Source organism: Parasphingorhabdus sp. NYA22 (assembly GCF_976973735.1).
Genome location: NZ_OZ333477.1, coordinates 3,232,640 through 3,251,760 on the forward strand (window position 1 = coordinate 3,232,640; position 19,121 = coordinate 3,251,760).

General features: G+C 55.8%; 16 protein-coding genes and 1 tRNA gene. 7 read left to right on the forward strand and 10 right to left on the reverse strand.

From position 1 onward, the window contains the following. Window positions 1-243: 243 nt before the first annotated feature. Window positions 244-624, reverse strand: a complete 381-nt coding sequence (locus tag ACWFTY_RS15415; protein WP_447525061.1) for a hypothetical protein — start codon at window positions 622-624, stop codon at window positions 244-246. Between the two features lie 225 nt (window positions 625-849). Next, window positions 850-923: transfer RNA gene (locus ACWFTY_RS15420), tRNA-Cys, on the reverse strand. Between the two features lie 276 nt (window positions 924-1,199). Between ACWFTY_RS15420 and ACWFTY_RS15425 the strand changes: the two genes are divergently transcribed. From ACWFTY_RS15425 to ACWFTY_RS15450, 6 genes are all read left to right on the forward strand, one after another. Then, a complete protein-coding gene (locus ACWFTY_RS15425) occupies window positions 1,200-1,829 on the forward strand; it encodes a protein-L-isoaspartate O-methyltransferase family protein (protein WP_447525062.1) in 630 nt (209 codons plus the stop codon). 21 nt (window positions 1,830-1,850) lie between these two features. Then, window positions 1,851-3,314, forward strand: coding sequence for a TolC family outer membrane protein (locus ACWFTY_RS15430; RefSeq protein ID WP_447525063.1), 1,464 nt, complete (start codon window positions 1,851-1,853; stop codon window positions 3,312-3,314). A 56-nt stretch (window positions 3,315-3,370) separates the two neighbouring features. After that, window positions 3,371-3,856, forward strand: coding sequence for a DUF2497 domain-containing protein (locus ACWFTY_RS15435; protein ID WP_447525064.1), 486 nt, complete (start codon window positions 3,371-3,373; stop codon window positions 3,854-3,856). Window positions 3,857-3,911: 55 nt separating this feature from the next. Beyond that, a complete protein-coding gene (locus tag ACWFTY_RS15440) occupies window positions 3,912-6,002 on the forward strand; it encodes a prolyl oligopeptidase family serine peptidase (RefSeq protein WP_447525065.1) in 2,091 nt (696 codons plus the stop codon). Further along, a complete protein-coding gene (locus tag ACWFTY_RS15445) occupies window positions 6,002-6,673 on the forward strand; it encodes an enoyl-CoA hydratase/isomerase family protein (protein ID WP_447525066.1) in 672 nt (223 codons plus the stop codon). Before ACWFTY_RS15440 ends, ACWFTY_RS15445 begins: the two co-directional genes overlap by 1 nt. A gap of 125 nt (window positions 6,674-6,798) precedes the next feature. Then, window positions 6,799-9,519, forward strand: a complete 2,721-nt coding sequence (locus tag ACWFTY_RS15450; protein WP_447525067.1) for a valine--tRNA ligase — start codon at window positions 6,799-6,801, stop codon at window positions 9,517-9,519. Between the two features lie 126 nt (window positions 9,520-9,645). Here ACWFTY_RS15450 and ACWFTY_RS15455 read toward each other — a convergent pair whose 3' ends face one another. From ACWFTY_RS15455 to ACWFTY_RS15490, 8 genes are all read right to left on the reverse strand, one after another. Beyond that, complete coding sequence (locus ACWFTY_RS15455) at window positions 9,646-11,349, reverse strand: ATP-binding protein (RefSeq protein ID WP_447525068.1); 1,704 nt, start codon at window positions 11,347-11,349, stop codon at window positions 9,646-9,648. 111 nt (window positions 11,350-11,460) lie between these two features. Continuing rightward, window positions 11,461-12,213, reverse strand: a complete 753-nt coding sequence (locus ACWFTY_RS15460; protein WP_447525069.1) for a TIGR02186 family protein — start codon at window positions 12,211-12,213, stop codon at window positions 11,461-11,463. Window positions 12,214-12,230: 17 nt separating this feature from the next. Further along, on the reverse strand, window positions 12,231-13,145 hold the full coding sequence (locus ACWFTY_RS15465) for a sulfite exporter TauE/SafE family protein (protein ID WP_447525070.1): 915 nt from the start codon (window positions 13,143-13,145) through the stop codon (window positions 12,231-12,233). A gap of 103 nt (window positions 13,146-13,248) precedes the next feature. Further along, window positions 13,249-14,370 (reverse strand): hypothetical protein, encoded by a 1,122-nt coding sequence (locus tag ACWFTY_RS15470; RefSeq protein WP_447525071.1) that lies wholly within the window; start codon window positions 14,368-14,370, stop codon window positions 13,249-13,251. Between the two features lie 4 nt (window positions 14,371-14,374). Continuing rightward, window positions 14,375-15,802 carry a glycosyl transferase family protein gene (locus ACWFTY_RS15475; protein WP_447525072.1) on the reverse strand — a complete coding sequence of 476 codons (1,428 nt, stop codon included), beginning with the start codon at window positions 15,800-15,802 and terminating at the stop codon, window positions 14,375-14,377. 88 nt (window positions 15,803-15,890) lie between these two features. Beyond that, window positions 15,891-16,334 (reverse strand): hypothetical protein, encoded by a 444-nt coding sequence (locus ACWFTY_RS15480; RefSeq protein WP_447525073.1) that lies wholly within the window; start codon window positions 16,332-16,334, stop codon window positions 15,891-15,893. Between the two features lie 62 nt (window positions 16,335-16,396). After that, window positions 16,397-16,759 carry a hypothetical protein gene (locus ACWFTY_RS15485; protein WP_447525074.1) on the reverse strand — a complete coding sequence of 121 codons (363 nt, stop codon included), beginning with the start codon at window positions 16,757-16,759 and terminating at the stop codon, window positions 16,397-16,399. Window positions 16,760-16,844: 85 nt separating this feature from the next. Further along, a complete protein-coding gene (locus ACWFTY_RS15490; RefSeq protein ID WP_447525075.1) occupies window positions 16,845-17,408 on the reverse strand; it encodes a helix-turn-helix domain-containing protein in 564 nt (187 codons plus the stop codon). A gap of 294 nt (window positions 17,409-17,702) precedes the next feature. Between ACWFTY_RS15490 and ACWFTY_RS15495 the strand changes: the two genes are divergently transcribed. Then, window positions 17,703-19,121 carry a spinster family MFS transporter gene (locus tag ACWFTY_RS15495; RefSeq protein ID WP_447525076.1) on the forward strand — a complete coding sequence of 473 codons (1,419 nt, stop codon included), beginning with the start codon at window positions 17,703-17,705 and terminating at the stop codon, window positions 19,119-19,121.

Sequence of the window (19,121 nt, forward strand, 5' to 3'; positions counted from 1 at the left end):
CCCATCGCCCTCAGGGAAGGGCACTAGGGACAGGAAATGACCCCGCGATGCTGTTTGCATGACGGTTTGAAGACTCAATTATGACGAATATTGTTCAACGCCTCCGGGCTAGCAGCTTTGCAGGGCTTGCCCGAATTTTAAACCCAACAGATTTACAGGATGCATAAAAAAAGATGGCCGCGAAAACGGCCACCTTTCAAAAATCTATAGCGTGCGGGAATAGCTCCCCGAACTTGCTTCCGGTTAGCGGGCGGCAATCTGATGGTTCAGATTCTGCAAAGCCAGTTCAGCGGCATCGCGGGAATTGATTACTTTGCCATTGGCGAGCACCAGGTCAAAATTGCGGTTGCTTTGCATGGCAGCCGTGAACATCCGTGCGGCGTCGCCTGTGCGACCCAGTCGGGCATAGGTCTGGCCAAGATTGATCAGGCGGGCCGGATCCGTTGCATGGGCCTCTTCGGAAGCCTGCAATTGCTGCAGAGCCAGTTCATTGTTGCCGGACACCAGCGCGTCGTAGCCCAGCGCACCTTGCGCATAGCCAATTTCGCCGGAGGGTTGGGCAACAGCGGCGCTGCCCATCAAGATTATTCCAGCTGCAGATCCCAGTATTTTAGCGGTTATCATAGCATATTCTCCTCTACCAATATCGTATTGTTACACTTATATGACGATGAATGCAACATAACTGCAACAAAACTGTAATATTCAGTCGCTGCGGTGCTACGCGGCTGTTGTCCGACCTTTTCAGTATGTTTCGGGGCGGGTACTGACGCACAGGACCATTGCACATGCCTAAACGCACGCGACTCGTTGACGATTGAATCGATGATAGAGGATTGGGATAGTCTCTGGAGGCCCGACCCGGAATCGAACCGGGGTGCGCGGATTTGCAATCCGCTGCGTCACCACTCCGCCATCGGGCCGGAGAGAGGGCGCGAATTGCTTCGCTTTGCGGCGAAAGTCAACCCAAAGTTGCGTCCTCTATTTCTAATGCCATAGATAGGGCGAAAATGCCCGTATGTCGCGCAAAAGACGCAGTCAGCAGAAAATCACCGGAATCCATCTTGGCGCAAGGCGCAAGCCGGTCTAGAAGCGACAAAATCTCCGCCATAGTGTATTGTATTCATAATACAGAAATGGCATGGACGCAGAACATTCATTGCGAGGATCAACGCTTGGGCCAGGAAAATTTCAAACAAATGCGCAAAGCCATGGTTGTCAGCCAGTTGCGCACGACCGAAGTCAGCGATCCGCGGGTTATCGCGGCGATGAGCCACATTGCTCGTGAAGATTTTGTCCCCGCTGCCCAGCGCAGTTTTGCTTATGCCGACCGCGGCGTACAAATTGGCGAAGGCCGGGCCCTGAACCCGCCGCTTACCACCGGGCGACTGCTGAATGTGGCGCATGCGAAGAAGGAGGACAATGTCCTGCTAATCGGCGCGGCTACCGGTTATACGGCAGCGGCGCTGGCGCAACTCGCCGGGTCTGTTGTGGCGATCGAACAAAATGCGAAGCTGGCGGCAACGGCTGTTAAAAATCTGGCGGAGTTTGACAATGTCCAGATTGAAACCGGCAATCATGCGGACGGCTGGGCTCAATCGGCACCTTATTCCGCGATCGTCGTCGACGGACTGGTAGACGAGATCCCACAAGCTCTGGTTGATCAACTCGCGCCCGATGGCCGCATTGTCGCAGCTGTCATGAATGACGGCGTGTCCCGCCTTGCATTGGGCCGCACGGCAGGAGAACATATTGGCTATCAATATTTTGCCGATTGCGGGGCCTGTCCCCTGCCCGGCTTTGAAAAAGCAAAAAGCTTCAAATTTTAAGCCGTCCGGGAGAGTGATGAGATGAGTAGACGCCGCCTTTTCCTCGGAACAGCTATCGTGGCGTTGCTGTCTGCACCAGTGCAAGCCGACACCCTGCGTGATGCGCTCGAAGCCGCCTATCAGACCAACCCGACCCTGTCCGGCGCGCGTGCAGCCCAGCGGGCAACCGACGAATCCGTTGCCATTGCCAAAGCCGACGGGCGCCCCAGTGCCACCACCGATTTCGGCTTCCAGGAAAATTTCCTGCGCAGCGCCAACAGTTTTACCGCACCGCTCCGCCAGTCTACGGCGGGAGGCTCGGTAGATGTTCCGATCTATTCCGGCGGAGCTGTAAAAAATGCTATCCGTGCCGCTCGCACCAGAGTGGAAGCAGGCCAATATGACCTCCGTGCCACCGAGGCGAGCATCTTCAGCAATGTCGTCGCCACTTATATGGACGTCATTCGCGACACAGCGATTGTCAAACTCAACCGCGCCAATGTCGGCGTGCTTTCTGTCAATCTGGAAGCAACCGGTGACCGGTTCGAAATCGGCGATTTGACGCGGACCGATGTCGCCCAGTCCGAATCACGTCTGGAAGTTGCAAAAGGCGATCTGGAAACCGTCCGCGCGAGCCTGATCCGCAGCAAGGAAAATTATATCGCTCTCGTCGGACACGAGCCCGGTGATCTGGAGCCGCCTCCACCTTTGCCGAACTTGCCGGAAACGCCAGATCAGGCCGTTGATCTGGCGCTGACCTATAACCCGGATTTGCTCGCCGCCAAGGAACGCAGCGATGCCGCCGAATTTGATATCAAGACCGCGCGCGCGGGCAACAAGCCCAAGGTCAGCACTTACGCCCAGGGGCGTTATCTAAATTATCACGGCACACTCGGCGGAAATGTCCCGGGCAGCGTTTTTGTCCAAGAGCAATCCACTGCAGAAGTCGGGATTCGGGCGACCATGCCGATCTATCAAGGCGGTCGTCCAGCGGCGCAAATTCGTCAGGCACAAGCACTTTCTGGCCAAGCTTATGAACAACTGATCGCGATCGAGCGTGATGTAATCTCGCAAACCCGCGCGGCCTATTCCAGCTGGCGCGCGTCGGAACGGGTGATACAGTCTTCCGAGCGGGCCGTGGCTGCCGCAAGCCTGTCGCTGGAAGGTGTGCGCGCGGAAAATTCGGTCGGCAACCGCACGATCTTGGACATTTTGAACGCCGAACAGGAATTGCTCAACGCCCAAGTGCAGCTGGTGACCGCTCGCCGCAATAGCTATGTCGCGGGTTTTTCCCTACTCGCCGCCATGGGCCGGGCGGAAGCGCGCGATCTCGGGCTGGAAGGCGGACCGCTTTATGATCCCGACCTCAATTATGATCGGGTCGACGGTATATTCTACGACTATCAGAGTGATCCCAATCCGCAACCACAAGCTACCAGAACCGTTGACACACAAGCGCAAAAAGCGGAGATAGAGCCGTTGCCCGCGACACCGACGCGCAAGTAGAATGAATGGCATCGATCAGTTCCGGCAACCGAGTATAAGTTTGGGGGGTTTCGCACATGGCTGAACAGAACAGGGAATCATCGATGGAGGAAATCCTCTCCTCGATCAAACGCATCATCGCCGAAGACAAGGCGATCGATGAGGATCGCCCTTTGCCTCGCCGTAAAACCCCTTTGAAACCGGCTCTGCAGGCCGTTCCCGACATAACGCCGGCAGACCGGAATGAAGAAATACTAGAACTGACTGATGAATTGCCGGAGCATCAACAGTCGTCCGCGAGCGGCGTGTTTGGCGACCGCCGCAAGGAAGAACGGCTGATCGACGACAACAAGCTGGACAGCATGCGCCAGTCGCTCTCGGCCCTGGTCGAGAAAGAAGCGATGGAGCGTCGACCAGCAGCGCTAGCAAGCGGCGGCACTTCGCTGGAAGACATGACCCGCGACTTGATGCGACCGATGATCAAGCAATGGCTGGATGCAAATTTGCCGGATCTGGTCGAAGAACTGGTGGCGCGCGAAATTCAGCGGCTGAACGAGAAATAAACCCGCCGACCTAATCCCAATTGCCTTGTCGGACAGCCGTGCTAGACTGCTGACCATGACAAAATTTTTCAAAACACTCACCACCGCCCTGCTCGCTTCAGGGATTATAGTTCCAACCATCGCCTCGGCAAAACCGATGACAGTGGAAGACCTGGCCACGCTGAAACGCATGGGCTCGGTTGCGGTTTCTCCGGACGAGAAATGGGCAGCCTTTGACGTCACGGAAACCGATCCTGAAAGCTATGAGCGGTCCAGCGCAATTTATCTATTGGACGTCCATATAGACAATGCCGTTCCCCGTCGTATTGTCGACAAGGCTGGAAAAAGCGAACACAGCCCGGCGTTCGCGCCGGATGGCAGCCTCTATTATCTGAGCGACGCCAGCGGTTCAGAACAGCTTTGGCATGCGGATTTAAAAACCGGCGATGATATCGGAGCACCTGTGCAGGCGAGCGATTTGAAAGCCGATATTGCCGGCTTCAAGCTGTCGCCGACCAGCGAGCAGATTGCCCTCTGGGGAGACATTGCCAGAGACTGCCCGACTTTTGGCTGTGAGGTAGATGGAAACCGGGCCGAGCCCGGACCGGGAACCGGTCGCGAATATGACGAGCTTTTCATCCGCCACTGGTCGAGCTGGGAAACACCGGGAAATTACAGCCGGATATTCGCCTTCGGACTGAAGGACGGTAAAATCGCTGGAGACGGCACGGCGCTGGACGGCGATCTGGTCGGCGACAGTCCGTCCAAACCATTTGGCGGAGGTGAGGAAATCACCTGGGTACCCGGAGAAGACGGTGTGTTCTTCGCGCTGAGGATCGCGGACAGCAATGAGCCCAAGTCGACCAATATTGATATATACGGCACCAAGATTGATAGTAAGAAAACCGTAAATTTCACCAGCGAAAACAAAGCTACAGACACATTGCCGGCTTTCTCCTCAGATGGAGAATGGCTGGCCTGGGCAGCGATGGAGCGGCCGGGCTATGAGGCTGATCGGCTTGTCGTGAAATTGCGCAAACAAGGCAGCGATGAGAGCGAAGCGATTGCATTGACCGAGGACTGGGATCGCTCGGCAGGCTCGATCGTCTGGACGCCTGACGATAAATATCTCATCGTAACCGCACAGGACGTGCTCGATCATCCGGCCTTCGCGGTGGAAGTCGAGACAGGGAAGGTCACGCGACTGACGGCGGGCGGTAATGTCGGGACAACCATTCCGTTGCGCGACGGCTCGCTGATTTACACGATGAACAGCCTGCAGGCACCGACAGACCTGTATCGCCGCGCGGCGGATGGCACGGTCACGCAGCTGACCAACATCAATGGCCGCGAACTGGCTGCAATAGACAAGGTCGATATCCGGCGCTTCAACTTTGCCGGAGCGAATGGCGACACAGTCTGGGGACAGATCATCAAACCGGAAGGCGCAACCGGCAAGCTGCCAATGGCCTTTCTGGTGCACGGCGGACCACAGGGCAGTTTCGGCAACAGCTGGTCTACCCGCTGGAATCCCAAATTAATGGCAGCACCGGGCTATGCAGTCGTCACCGTCGATTTTCATGGCTCTACCGGCTACGGGCAAAAATTTACCGACAGCATCAACCAGGACTGGGGCGGCAAGCCGCTGGAAGACCTGAAGCTCGGCTATGCGGCGGCGCTTAGGGTAGACCAGCAGATTGACGGCGAACGTTCCTGTGCTCTGGGCGGCTCCTACGGTGGTTATATGATGAACTGGATCGCGGGCAACTGGCCCGACCGGTTCGATTGCCTGATCAACCATGCCGGTGTTTTTGACCTGCGCGCGATGGCGCTGAGCACCGAAGAACTCTGGTTCGACCAATGGGACCATGGCGGCAACTGGTGGACACGGCCCAATCCGGAAAAATGGAACCCTGTAAACAAGATCGCAAACTGGAAGACACCGACGCTGTTCATCCACGGCGAGAAGGATTTCCGCATCCCCTACACACAGAGCATCATGCCGTTCACCGTTGCACAGGAAATGGAGATTCCTTCCAAATTGCTGATCTTCCCGGATGAAAACCACTGGGTGCTGAAAGGCAAGAACAGCGTACAATGGTATCGGACGGTGTTTGACTGGATGGGAAAATGGACAGCGGCCGGCGGCCAGGAGGGTGAAGACTAGTGAGCTATTTCCCGACCGAAGACCGTGATGGCACTATCATCATCACGCTGACGAACGGCGAACGCAACACGCTCCATCCGGCGCTACTGGAAGAAGGGATAGCGGCCTTGCAGACATTGGCCAAGAATCCGCCCGAAAACGGCATTGTTCTGACTGGTGCCGGCGAACATTTTACCTGCGGCATGGACACAAAAATCGCAGCGACGCTGGACAAAACGGGCCAGAAACAAGCAGCAGCGGCGATTGACGCCTTTGCGGCGGCGCTGCATCGCCTGCCCTGCGCGGTGGTGGTTGCGCTGAACGGCAATACGATTGGCGCGGGCGGAATCATGGCGCTCGCAGCCGACTGGATTGTCGCCGCGCAAGGCGACTACAAAATCGGCCTGCCGGAAGCCAAGGCTGGGCTGCCCTTCCCTCCCGTTCCACAAGCGATCCTCGATCACTGGCTCGACCCTGTCTGGCGACGGCGGCTCGCTCTGTCTTCGCATTTGCTGACGCCAATAGAAGCGTTGAGCGCCGGATTGGCTGACGAATTGGCGGATCCAGCTCAATTGCTGGACAAGGCCGTCGCGTGCGCTCAGGAACTGGCGGCACAACCGGGTTTCAAAGCCTGCAAACGGCAATTGCGGGCCAAGGCAAATGCCGAGATTGATGCTATATTGGCTTCTTGAGCGTCCCGCTGAACTGGATTCAGCCAAGGCATCCCTCCCCTTCGCTGGATCCTGAATCAAGTTCAGGATGACGATATCGCGGTTTGCGCCTTGAACCGCTGTCAAACCGCTGCCAAAGACGACCCATGACATTAGATAAAAATTTCGACCCCGCCGCCATCGAAACGCGCTGGTATGAGCATTGGGAAACCAAGGGCCTTTTCCGTCCGGAGCGCGATGATCGCGAGCCGTTTACCATCGTCAATCCGCCGCCCAACGTCACCGGCAGCCTGCATATCGGCCATGCACTCGACAATACGCTGCAGGATATCATCATCCGCCACGAACGGCTGAAGGGCAAGGATGCACTGTGGGTTGTCGGCATGGATCACGCCGGCATCGCCACCCAGATGGTGGTCGAGCGCCAGATGAACGAGCGCCAGGAAAAGCGCACCGACTTCACGCGCGAGGAATTTGTCGAGAAAGTCTGGGCGTGGAAAGAGGAAAGCGGCGGGACGATTACCGGACAACTCCGTCGTCTCGGTTGTTCGATGGACTGGTCGAACGAACGCTTCACCATGGACGAGGGCATGAACGAGGCCGTGCTCAAGGTCTTTGTCGATCTCTATAATGACGGTCTGATTTATCGCGACAAACGCCTGGTGAACTGGGACCCGGCGTTGAAAACCGCGATTTCCGATCTGGAAGTCGAAACCGTCGATACAAAAGGCAGCTTCTGGCATTTCAAATATCCGTTGGCCGATGGCGTCACGCTGGATAACGGGCAGGACTATATCGAAGTCGCCACGACCCGGCCGGAAACGATGCTGGCCGATATGGCGGTTGCCGTGCATCCGAGCGATGAACGCTATAAAAGCGTGATCGGCAAGGAAGTTGTCCTGCCGATTACCGGACGGCGCGTTCCAATCGTCGCCGATGAACATGCCGATCCCGAGCTGGGTTCCGGCGCGGTGAAAATCACGCCCGGCCATGACTTTAACGATTTCGAAGTCGGCAAGCGCGCGGGCTTTGCGGCCAGCGAGATGCTCAATATGCTCGATGGTGAAGCCAATGTCTGCCAGACCGCCGACGGGCTGGTGCCGGACGAATATATCGGGCTCCACCGGTTCAAACGCGATGGCGTTAACGGCGCCAGGGAGCTGGTCGTGCAACGGCTGAAGGAACAGGGTTTCCTGATCCCTCATGTCAGCAAGAACAAAGACGGCGAAGAAGTCGAACATGATGCGGAGCCTCGCACCATCGCCACACCATTTGGCGATCGCGGCGGCGTGGTGATTGAGCCATGGCTGACCGATCAATGGTATGTCGATGCGGAAACGCTGGCACAGCCCGCTATCCAAGCGGTGCGCGATGGCAGTATCGAGATTGTGCCCAAGACCTGGGAAAAAACCTATTTCAACTGGATGGAGAATATCCAGCCCTGGTGTGTCTCGCGGCAGCTTTGGTGGGGACACCGTATTCCCGCATGGTTTGACGAAAACGGCAAGATCTACGTAGCGATGGATGAAGCATCGGCACAGGCGCAAGCTGGCGCAGGTGTCGCGCTCACTCGGGACCCCGACGTTCTCGACACATGGTTCTCTTCGGCGCTCTGGCCTTTCGGCACGCTCGGCTGGCCGGAGAAGACCAAAGACCTTGAACGCCACTACCCCAACGACCTGCTGATCTCCGGCTTTGACATCCTGTTCTTCTGGGATGCGCGGATGGCAATGCAGGGCATCAAGATGATGGGTGAAGTGCCGTGGAAGCGGCTTTATCTGCACGGGCTGGTGCGAGCAGAAGATGGTTCCAAGATGTCCAAGTCCAAGGGCAATGTTGTCGATCCGCTCGGCCTGATCGACCAATATGGTGCCGATGCGCTGCGCTTCTTCATGGCGGCAATGGAAAGCCAGGGTCGCGACATCAAGATGGACGACAAGCGCGTCGAAGGTTATCGCAATTTCGCGACCAAGCTGTGGAATGCCTCGCGATTCTGTGAAGTAAACGGCATCGGCGCAAGCAAAACGCTGGCTGCGCCGGAAGCTACGCTGCCCGTCAATCGCTGGATCATTTCCGAAGTGATCGAAACTCAGCAGGCGCTTGACAAGGCGCTGGCCGACCTGCGTTTCGATGCAGCGGCAAATACCATCTATCACTTCACTTGGGATCGCTTCTGCGACTGGTATCTCGAACTCATCAAACCTGTTTTGCAGGGTGAGGATGCCAGCGCGGCGGACGAGACCCGTATCGTTGCCGGCTGGGTACTCGACCAGATTATCGTCATGCTCCACCCGTTCATGCCGTTTATCACCGAAGAACTCTGGCATAGCATGGGCGACAGAACCTATGATCTGATCGTCGCCAAATGGCCGGAACCGAAAGCGGAAATCGACAAGGACGCCAAAGCCGAAGTCGACTGGCTCATTCGTCTGATCTCGGCAACCCGCACGGCAAAAGTCGAACTTAACATTCCGCCCGGAACCAAAATGTCCGCCCATGTGCGCGATGGCGATGATGCGCTGGCAGAGCGTATCAACCGGCAAAGCTCTGCGCTGGAACGCGTTGGCAGATTGGAAAGCTTTTCCTTTGATGCTGCCCCGGAAGGCGCGACGGCCCAAATCGTCGTCGATGGTGCAACTTATGTACTGCCACTGGCCGGTGCGGTCGATTTCGAAGCAGAAAAGGCACGGTTAAGCAAAGCGCGCGACGCCTCTCAGAAGGAAGCCAAGTCGCTTGCCGGCCGCCTAGGCAATCCAAATTTCGTAGAAAAGGCCAAACCGGAAGCGGTCGAGAAAGCCCGCGCTGATCTGGCGGAAAAAGAAGCGGAAGCAGAACGGTTGCAGGAAGCCATTGATCGGTTGGGATGATAAGCCCTCGGTTCAGGCAGGAGCCCAGCTTTTGCTATGTCGATTAATCGTTAACCCCGCACGGCATTTTATATGCCGCCACCCGATCAACAGCCGCGGAATATGAACCAGCGGTCCGGCCGATAATTACCGGCCCTGCGCTCTCCAGCGCTTGATAACCCGCTGGACAATCTCTTCCTCGCCACCATTTTCGCGCCACAGATCTGAGAATATCGGATCTTCCGATGCCGGACGGCGTTCCTCGGCCAGCGTATCCAGCGAGACGCGGATAGGTATCGCAACGCCTTCACCACAGCAGATCACTTCGCGGTTGCGCAAGGCGGGGATGGAATCGAGAAACCCCCGCGCGCCTTCCGGCATCGCCGCCTTCACAAAGGCTTGATCGCGGTCATTGTTGAGACGCATCGACAGGATCGTACCGCATTGCGAGAGCACACCTTCGGCAAGATCGGATGGTCGTTGCGTGATGAGCCCCAGCGAAACACCATATTTCCGGCCTTCCTTGGCGATCCGGCTAAGGATATCGCGGACGGCGCTTTCCTCGGCAACATCATCATTGGGGATGTAGCGGTGCGCTTCCTCGCAAACCAGCAGCATAGGCCGTTGCGGTTCGTTGCGGGCCCAGATTGCATAATCGAACACCAGCCGGCTGAGTACGGAAACCACGGTCGGCGTGATCTCTGACGGCATCGCCGAGACATCGATAATTGAAATCGGCCTGCCCTCGGACGGCAGTCTGAAAATCTTGGTTAGAAAAGCCGCCATAGTGTCACCGACCAACATGCCGGAAAACATGAAGCTGTAACGCGGATCGGCCTTGATCTCGTCAATTTTCGATTTCAGCCGCTGATAAGGCGCGCTGTTGGTTGCCTTGTCGAGCTTGCCCATTTCATTCTGCAGGATCGTTGTCAGATCCGAAAGCAAATAGGGCACCGGCGAATCCACGGTCAGCTTCGAGACATTGGCAGAACCCTGGTTTTTGGCTTTTGCCGCAAGCAGGCATTTGGCGAGAATATCGCAGTCCATCTGCTTGGCATCGCCTTTGGACTGAACAAACACTTCGCAATGCTCGCGAAAGTTCATCAGCCAATATGGCAGGTTGAGATTATTCACGTCGAACAATTTGCCATTATCCTTGAAAGCAGCAGAATATTCACCGTGCGGATCGATCATCAGGATATGGCCTTCGGGCGCAAGATCGCAGATTTTATGGAGAATCAGCGCTGCTGCGGTCGACTTGCCGGTACCGGTCGATCCCAAAAGAGCGAAATGCTTGCCGAGCATCGCGTCGACATAGAGCGCACCGCGAATATCGTTGGTTGGATAGACTGTACCGACTTCGACATTGGCGCGGCCATCCGAAGCGTAAATTTGTTTGAGGTCGGCTGTCGTCACGGCATAGACCACCGATGCCGGTGTCGGGTATCGGGTTACGCCGCGGCGAAAATTGTAAATCTGGCCGGTCAGCTTTTCCTCGTCGCCTTCACCGAGAAAATCAATCTCGGCAACCACCAGTCCAGACTGACCTTCATAAAGCCGCTGGGTCCGGATATTGGCCAGCAACCAGGTTTGGCCGACACGGATTTTAACCTGACTGCCCACTTGGCCGGCCATTTTGACAGTCGGATCGACATGGTCGAGTAGTGCCCCGAGAATTGCCGTGTCCATAACAATTTTGGAACCGGAACCGGCAATTTCGATGACTTCGCCAATTTTGTGGCCTTCGCTACGCCTTGAAACGGCCCCCCGGTTCTCATCCTCTTGCGGTTCAATTTCGGTATCCGCGAGAGGCCTTGCGGCGGGGAAATCATGAGAACCCATATCGGACATTGGCGTTTTTCCTGTTTTGCTGGTCAGGGCACCGGACTAGTCGATCATGGTTAAGGAAGATTTACTGGGGCTCCAGAAAGCCAACCCGAAGCTGGTCGCCGTCTATCAGCGTCACATCTTGCGGAACAGATAGCCCGCTGACCAGCCCAGAAATACCGAAATAAACACGGCGATAAGGCCATATAGAAAGCCGTTATTCTGGGAAAGATTTGTAATGAACCGTCCCATTCCGGTCTTTTCGATGGTAATCTCCTTGACTTCGGCAGCCTCCACACGGCCATCGATAACAAGAAATGTTTCCGCGGTATAATCACCAACGGGCACGCTGGCCGGCAGGTTGATCCGTGCCTGATACAGCACGCTATTGGTGATCTTGACGCTATTGGGCAGGTTCTTGAACAGATTTCCCCGGGAGTTCAGGTCGACGAGTCCGTCAACGAAACGATCGAGTTCGCGGCTGTCAATCGCACCGGCTGGAGAAAGCTGTAAATGGTGCAGCCCCAATTCGTAAATGTCTGCAGTTTTGCCATCGACGATCTCGTCAATCGGCTTGGAGGAAGCAATCGCGTAAAAGCCGGGGGCGGAGCGAAATTCGCTACTCGCCGCGTTAATCCAGATACCGGCGATCTGCTGCTTCTCGCGCACGACTATCGATTCAACCGGTCCTTTCAGTACAACCACGATATCAGCCTGATCGGTATTTCGGGTACCCGGAGGGTAGGTGATAGCACCAAAAAGCAGCAATTGTGCGCCGTTAAAATCGCCTTTGATACTGATCCGATCCTGCGATACTTCGGGAACCAACACCGGGGTCGCGGCCACCGTCAGCAGAGCAATGCCGAAAACTGCTAGCAAGCGGGTCAAAAGACTGTGACGCTGCCTCACAGGAGTTGCACCGTATAGATTTCGGCTGGCTGGAATCCCAATCCCAATGCCATGCGTATAGCAACCAGCAGCACCATGGATGCCAGTGCCAGCCGCAGATACTCTGGTCGCATCCGCTGCGCAAATTTTGCGCCGAGTTGCGCCCCGGTGACGCTGCCAAGCAGCAACAGCGAAGCCAGAACGATATCAACTGCCCGCGTGGTCATGCTATGCATCATCGTCGATGCAATGGTGACGAACAGGATCTGGAATAACGAGGTTCCGACCACCACCTGCGCGCCCATGCCGAGCAGATATAACATTGCCGGCACCATGATGAAGCCGCCGCCGACACCCAGCAACATGGTCAATATGCCGGTGAGAAGGCCGAGGATGAATGGAGCAATCGGTGAAATATAGAGGCCGGACCGGTAGAAGCGCCAGCGAAAGGGTAGATTGGCGACCAGCGGATGATGACGTCTCTTGCGGGCAGGCATCGGCTTGCCGGCGCGCAGCGCACGCACGCTCTGCAGAGATTCCTTGAACATCAAACCACCGATACTGGACAGCATCAAGACGTAAAGAACGTTGATGACAGTATCGATCTGACCCCAGGTTTGCAAAATCTGGAAGAGCCCGGTGCCGATTATCGTGCCGACGATGCCACCGGCCACTAGTATCGCGCCCATCCGGAAATCGACTCCCTTGCGGCGCATATGGGCGGCGACACCCGAAATGCTGGCTCCGGTAACCTGCGTAGATGCTGATGCGGCGGCGACGGTTGGCGGTATTCCGTAGAAAATTAGCAGCGGCGTGGTCAGGAACCCGCCACCGACGCCGAACATACCGGATAATATGCCCACCAGCCCGCCGAGAAGGATGATGACAAACGCATTAACCGATAAATTGGCGATTGGCAGATATATGTCCATATAGCCAACGGACTAATCTCTTTTTGTTACGGGATAAAGGGCGTTGCTGTCTCGAAGCTATGAAATAATTCCGGTCACCGAACAGGATCAAATCTCCGGCCCTTCAAAAGCCGGTAGAAACGGTTATGGCTGCTCCGTTTCCGGGCCTTGCGTCACCAGCTACCCGCACCCGCCAGTCAAGGGCGATGCGCGCTGACATAGTACCTAGCGGAACAATCAAATCTGCCCGCGGTCCGATATCCATTCGGCTGACCTTGCGTTGGCCACCGGCCCAGGCTCCCGGACCGACGGAGAGTTTGGTCCGCCCCAGTTCCGCTACCGGGCGCTGCAAGGTCGCTGACCCGTCAAAGAAATAGGTTTCATTCGGACCAAGGACATAGCCCCCCTGCGCATAAGTCTCGAGCTTGAATTTTTCTACGATCTGATCCGGGCCGGTCCCGCCAGTCGCATAAAAAGCCGTTCCGGAAGCGCCTCCCGGGCTTATATCAAACCTTTGTTCCGCGTGCAGAGCGAGAGGAAGGTTCCGAACCGGCTGGATACGGGTGCCCAATGCGACCTCCCTTTGGCTCCACGGATCCAGCGCAGTTGAGAGACGGCCATAAACCGAAATCGCCGGCACCGGCCTGTCCAGTATTTGATAGGATAATATTGCTCCAGCCTGACTGCCACCATATTGGCCGTTGGATACCGATCGCCCTCCATCATTCCGAGCCCGTTCATTGGCGCTGGAATTTTGCCGCGCGAAAATCCAGAAATAGGCGGCTACCCTGTTGCTTTTGTACAAGTCGGGCGGATTTGGAACAGGCGGGCCTGTTCTGGCGTCATCATTTGAAATAGCGCCAGACCGGGTGAAGGATGTCTGCAGAAAAAAGTTGCGAACTTCGTCGGAGTCCTGCCACTGCAATCGGGACCGGTCGGGCACAATTGCTGCTCGCTGATCCGCAATGGGTACGTGGCCCGCTCTGCGCTCCGCAATACGGACTAACTGATATCGGTGTATTTCTCCTACGTCCTGCCGCTCTTCGGTTGGGGGAATCAAGGACTGGCCGAGGCCCACTTGCACTTGGTTGTTCACAACTTGATGCGCCGTGTTGGTGAGGACCGGCTCCGGCGGCCTGGGCATGAGATCTGGCGAGCTGTGCCATGAAATGACGCGCACCAATATCCAGACCGCCGTCAGGCTGGCCATTGCCCGTAACGGCGCACCGGCAGGGGTCGCCGGCAAAAGGTCAGCCCCTGCCGCCCGCTGTATTTTGCGGCCTGAGTTGCTTGATATTCCGGGCGTCCGGATAAAAATGACTGGTCTTTTCCCAATGGGCAGGTTGTCCGGCCAGTTGACCAATATATTGGCTGAGGGCGCGCCAGACCGCCATGATGTTGATCAGATTGGCGACAACTGTTCGGGGTATCGACAACGATGCTTCGCGCAGGCCGTATAGAGCAAAAACGAAATAGAATTTCATCAACAGCCGCCACATCAGAAATCCGCCGTTGAGAAACAGCAATAGCTTTAGAAAACGGGAAACCGGCTGGGCACGGTAAATCCCGATCAATTCAGCAAGAAGCAATATGCCCATCAAAATTACGGCTACATAGGCGATTGCCACGATAATGGCGGCAAAGCTGGCCTTGCGATCACGCAGGCGCATCCAGTTCTCCCGCCAGCTGTTCTTCCAGCCCAGCCGGTCCCATCCGGACAAGGAAATACCGGCCATCCACCGGCTTTTCTGACGAATGGCATCTTCCAGTTTGTCCGGGAAAAATTCCTGGGTTGCAACCAGCTGGCCGTACTGGTCTCGCAACCGGGCAAAAATGCCGCGAGCCTCTCCGCCAGTCAGATGGAGCCCCAGTTCATAATCTTCGGTCAAGCTGCCCGCATCGAACGGTTTCCCCCGGGTTTTGACCGACAGTTTTTGCAGACCATCCCGGGCGAAGGCACAGCCGACACCGGCGGAGGGTATGGACGCGCCGAGCGCTTCTCGCAGCACCATTTGCTTGCCATGCAATTCGGCAAACTCATCGCCATAATGGCCGGCGATCCAGCGCGATCCTTTCGCCCGTCGGGGGATGACCGGCAATTGAACCAATGCAGCGCGTCCAATCAGATGTTTGAAAAGTCTCAATGCCTCGGGATGCACAATATCCTCCGCATCGTGCAATATGATTGCAGCATAATTACGATTTTCCTCGATCTCGTCGCGACAGAGGGCATCCCAGAGATGATTGAGGCAATCCGCCTTGGTGGTCGGTCCGTCTCGTTGACATATAACGAGCCTGATTTTCGCGCTACCGGCGGATGCCGCTGCCACAGCCGCAATCGTTTCGGCATCATTGGGGTAACAACCCACGTAAATTCGGTATTCGCTCGCGGTCCATTGCCGTAAACAGCGCTGCAGCATCGCGCCAATGACATCCGCCTCTTTCCAGGCCGGCACGAATATCGCCATGCGGCATTCGGGTGACGGACTGTCGAGGCTTTCGACGGTTGCCCGCTCGTAGCGTGAATAAACAAACAGTCTGCGTTTCAGGCGGTGAAAAAGCCACAAGCCGTCGAACAACAGATCGTCGGCTGACCCGATCAGAAAGGACAAGCTGGCGAACAGCAGCAATTCCTTCTGGATGAAGTCGAGAAACGGCAAAATTTGATCGCTCGCCATGAACATACTCCGGGTGTGTGCAGAAGCGGACTTCTGCGAAATATTTTCTAGAATGACTAAAATACAAATAGTTCGCTGCGCGCCGACGTTAACCAGACTTTATTTTGCGCTCCGTTAGCAAAGGTTGGTTTTCACGGGATCCGATCGCCAGCGCCAACAGCATCGGATAGGCCCAGAACACCGCTCCTGTGCCAAATGCCCATGGATTGATCTGCGGCGCCACCATCATCGCCGCATGAATGGTTACCGCCAGTAGGTGGAAGGCGGTCGCCCATATCGGCCAGAAGCGATCGGATTTGAGCGACAGCGAAATCAACGCAAGGAGCGCAACAATATCGATGGCAAAAATGCCGACTTCTAATCTAGCCCATGAGGTTCCGAACGAACGGGCAACCACCAGAGTAGATAACGATCCCAATATCATAATCATCACCCCGAAATACTCCGAACGAGCGCCACGAAAAATTGCATATCCACAACAAGCGAACAGGAATATATAGTATAGATAAGCCCAGATCGTGTGGAAGATCACGGCATCACCCCCAATTCTGGCTCTGGTTCATTCGTGATCGTGACAATCAAGCTCGAGGGTACCTAAGCCGCATGGTCGGCCATATTGACTATGGTCTCATCCTGCTTCTGGGCAAGTTCCGATGGCTTTGCACCAGTGCTTCCCATAGCCATTTCCCGCAATCCAATTTGATCGCGCACTTCTGCCAGCCGGTTGTGGGTTGCGACCAGATGTCCTCTGGCCGCAACCAATGCAGATAATGTCTCCGCTGCCTGAACAATCGCATCCTGGCCGACAACGGCCGAGAGTTTGGCGTTCGTCCGTGCAATCGGCATATATCCCGCCAAATCAGACACTTTATATATTGCATCATCAATGGCCTGTTCCGCCGCAAACAGTCTTTTCGCCACATTCTCGGCTGCGTCTCGTCGTTGCTTTAGCATCATCGTTCCTTTCCTAAGGCTGCAACATCACACGTGCATTCGTGTAATATCGTCAACGGGCGAATGCGTTGGCCGGAGGGGGTGTCGCTTATCCTTTTAGCCGGGAAAGCGCTTCCAGTCCTGCTACAAGTCCGCCGAAAGATAAAGCGGACCCAATCGCAATGGCCAATATCCACACCAACCGCTCGACCGTAGCAAGACTGTTTTTCTCGCCACGAAAGCGTGGAACGGGAAGCGGCCGATGCCGGATTTCGGATTGCTCCAAAGCCATGATAGCACTGCCGCTATCCGCATTCGCACCATCATCCGTTTTACCAGTTCTTTTGTTTCTGGTTCTCCCGGATGACGGTTCCTGTTCCCTGTTTTCCCGGACCGGCTCAACCGTCGACGGTTGATATATCAATGGTTGATACGCTTGTTGCTGATCTTCAGCGGCAAATTTTCGTGCCGCCTCAAAACGCGACTGTGCATTCAAAATGCGCATGGCCGTGCGCAATCTCTGATCCACAGTGTGCGGAGACACGCCGAGTTCGCGCGCAATTTCCTTGGAATTGAGATGCGCAAGCACAAGCCGCAAACAATCGCGCTGCCCGTCATTCAACTTGTCAATATTGCCAGCCGTCATCTCGAAGAAAACCAATCGAATCGGCATTGGGGAAACCCGCAAGTTCCCAAACACGAATAACAACGTGACCAGTCTTGTTCAAATATGGTCGAAATTGACCACCCTATTGCCATTGAGGCCCCCTAATTTTTCAATTAGCTCCATGGTTTTCTGTATGACCATTAACAGATACTTGGATAATTTTGAAATATTATTGAAAGCTGAGCCAACAGCTTGGCTCCAGAGAAAATTTCTGGATCACGGAGCATAGCTTGAAACACAAAGTATGCTGGACTTGACCACAGGTTCAGGCCATCAATCAAAGAAAACGATGGAGAGAGCATGACCGCGACACAGGCAGGGCCGCTGACGAATACCGGACTGGCATATCGATCCGATGGGTATCGGAACTATGTGATAATCTCGTTGATGCTTCTCTACACATTGAACTTCATCGATCGCATATTGATCGGCGTCGTCGCCCAGCCGATCATCGAAGAATTCAAGCTGCAGGACTGGCAATTTGGCTTGCTGTCCGGCTTCGGCTTTGCCCTGATGTATACGGTAATGGGCATACCGATCGCCCGGCTTGCCGAGCGCATGAACCGTGTTAAAATCATCGCCGCCAGTGTCATCCTGTGGTCACTCATGACCGCATTGTGCGGGATAGCTGGCAGCTTCATCGCACTGCTGGTTTTCCGCATCGGCGTCGGCATCGGGGAAGCGGGCCTAACACCCGCGGCCAATTCGATCATTTCCGACTATTTCCCGCCTCGCAGCCGCGCCAGGGCAATCGCCATCTATACCATGGGCATCACATTGGGCGGCGTCCTGGCCAATGCCTTCGGCGGGCCGATCACCGAATTGTTTTCCTGGCGCGAGGCGTTTTTGGCCTTGGGTGTACCGGGCGTGATTTTCGGCGTAATTTTCCTCTTCACCGTCGAGGAGCCTCCGCGCGGCTATGCTGACCCGCCGACCGCAACCAAACCGAAGAAAATGGGTATCGGCGAAACGGTCAGGGAATTGTCGGCCAAGCGCAGCTTCTGGATCAACATGATCGCAGCCGCTTTGGTCGCCTTTGTCGGCTATGGTGTCAGCAATTTTCAGGTCGCCTTTTTCCAGCGTGTGCACGAAATGTCGATCTCGGAAGTGACGCTGCAGATTGCCGTCCCGCTGGGGCTGGCCGCATCTGTCGGCGCTTTCTTTACGGGATATCTGACCGAGAAGATGAGCGGTCGCCATCCCAATGTGGTGGCCTGGTTACCGGGCGTCATGCTGATCATTTGCGTGCCGCTTTACTGGCTCGGTTTCACCACAGATAGCGTCCCCTTCGCCTTGACGGCGTTGCTGTTCGCTGCCGTCCTTCACTATGGATATCTTGGTGCGCAATATACAATCTGCCAAGGCGTTGCGAGCCCGCAGTCGCGGGCAACCGCCGTTGCCCTGTTTCTGTTCATCGTCAACCTCATCGGCTATGGCTGCGGTCCACTGGTAATGGGCATTGCCAGCGACATGCTGATGAACGCCAATCTTTCCAGTTCGCAGTTCGCCGCAGAACTGACCGGCCAGATCTGCAAAGGCAGGCCAGAAGACCTGATAGCAACCCTCGGTGCAGCCAAGGCCGGGGCCTGCTTGACGGCAAGCGCGGAAGGGCTGCGCTGGTCGATGATATACATCGTCGGTATATTCTTCATCGCGGGCGGCCTCTATATCTTTGCCTGCAAGACGCTGCAAAAAGACCTTGTCGCGAAGATGAGCTGA

Bases quoted from the DNA above. Each gene is read 5' to 3' on its own strand.
- ACWFTY_RS15440 (WP_447525065.1), top strand. From the start codon at position 3,912: ATGACAAAATTTTTCAAAACACTCACCACCGCCCTGCTCGCTTCAGGG.
- ACWFTY_RS15435 (WP_447525064.1), top strand. From the start codon at position 3,371: ATGGCTGAACAGAACAGGGAATCATCGATGGAGGAAATCCTCTCCTCG.
- ACWFTY_RS15450 (WP_447525067.1), top strand. From the start codon at position 6,799: ATGACATTAGATAAAAATTTCGACCCCGCCGCCATCGAAACGCGCTGG.
- ACWFTY_RS15495 (WP_447525076.1), top strand. From the start codon at position 17,703: ATGACCGCGACACAGGCAGGGCCGCTGACGAATACCGGACTGGCATAT.
- ACWFTY_RS15430 (WP_447525063.1), top strand. From the start codon at position 1,851: ATGAGTAGACGCCGCCTTTTCCTCGGAACAGCTATCGTGGCGTTGCTG.
- ACWFTY_RS15455 (WP_447525068.1), bottom strand. From the start codon at position 11,349: ATGTCCGATATGGGTTCTCATGATTTCCCCGCCGCAAGGCCTCTCGCG.
- ACWFTY_RS15415 (WP_447525061.1), bottom strand. From the start codon at position 624: ATGATAACCGCTAAAATACTGGGATCTGCAGCTGGAATAATCTTGATG.
- ACWFTY_RS15490 (WP_447525075.1), bottom strand. From the start codon at position 17,408: ATGCCGATTCGATTGGTTTTCTTCGAGATGACGGCTGGCAATATTGAC.
- ACWFTY_RS15465 (WP_447525070.1), bottom strand. From the start codon at position 13,145: ATGGACATATATCTGCCAATCGCCAATTTATCGGTTAATGCGTTTGTC.
- ACWFTY_RS15485 (WP_447525074.1), bottom strand. From the start codon at position 16,759: ATGATGCTAAAGCAACGACGAGACGCAGCCGAGAATGTGGCGAAAAGA.
- ACWFTY_RS15425 (WP_447525062.1), top strand. From the start codon at position 1,200: ATGCGCAAAGCCATGGTTGTCAGCCAGTTGCGCACGACCGAAGTCAGC.
- ACWFTY_RS15475 (WP_447525072.1), bottom strand. From the start codon at position 15,802: ATGGCGAGCGATCAAATTTTGCCGTTTCTCGACTTCATCCAGAAGGAA.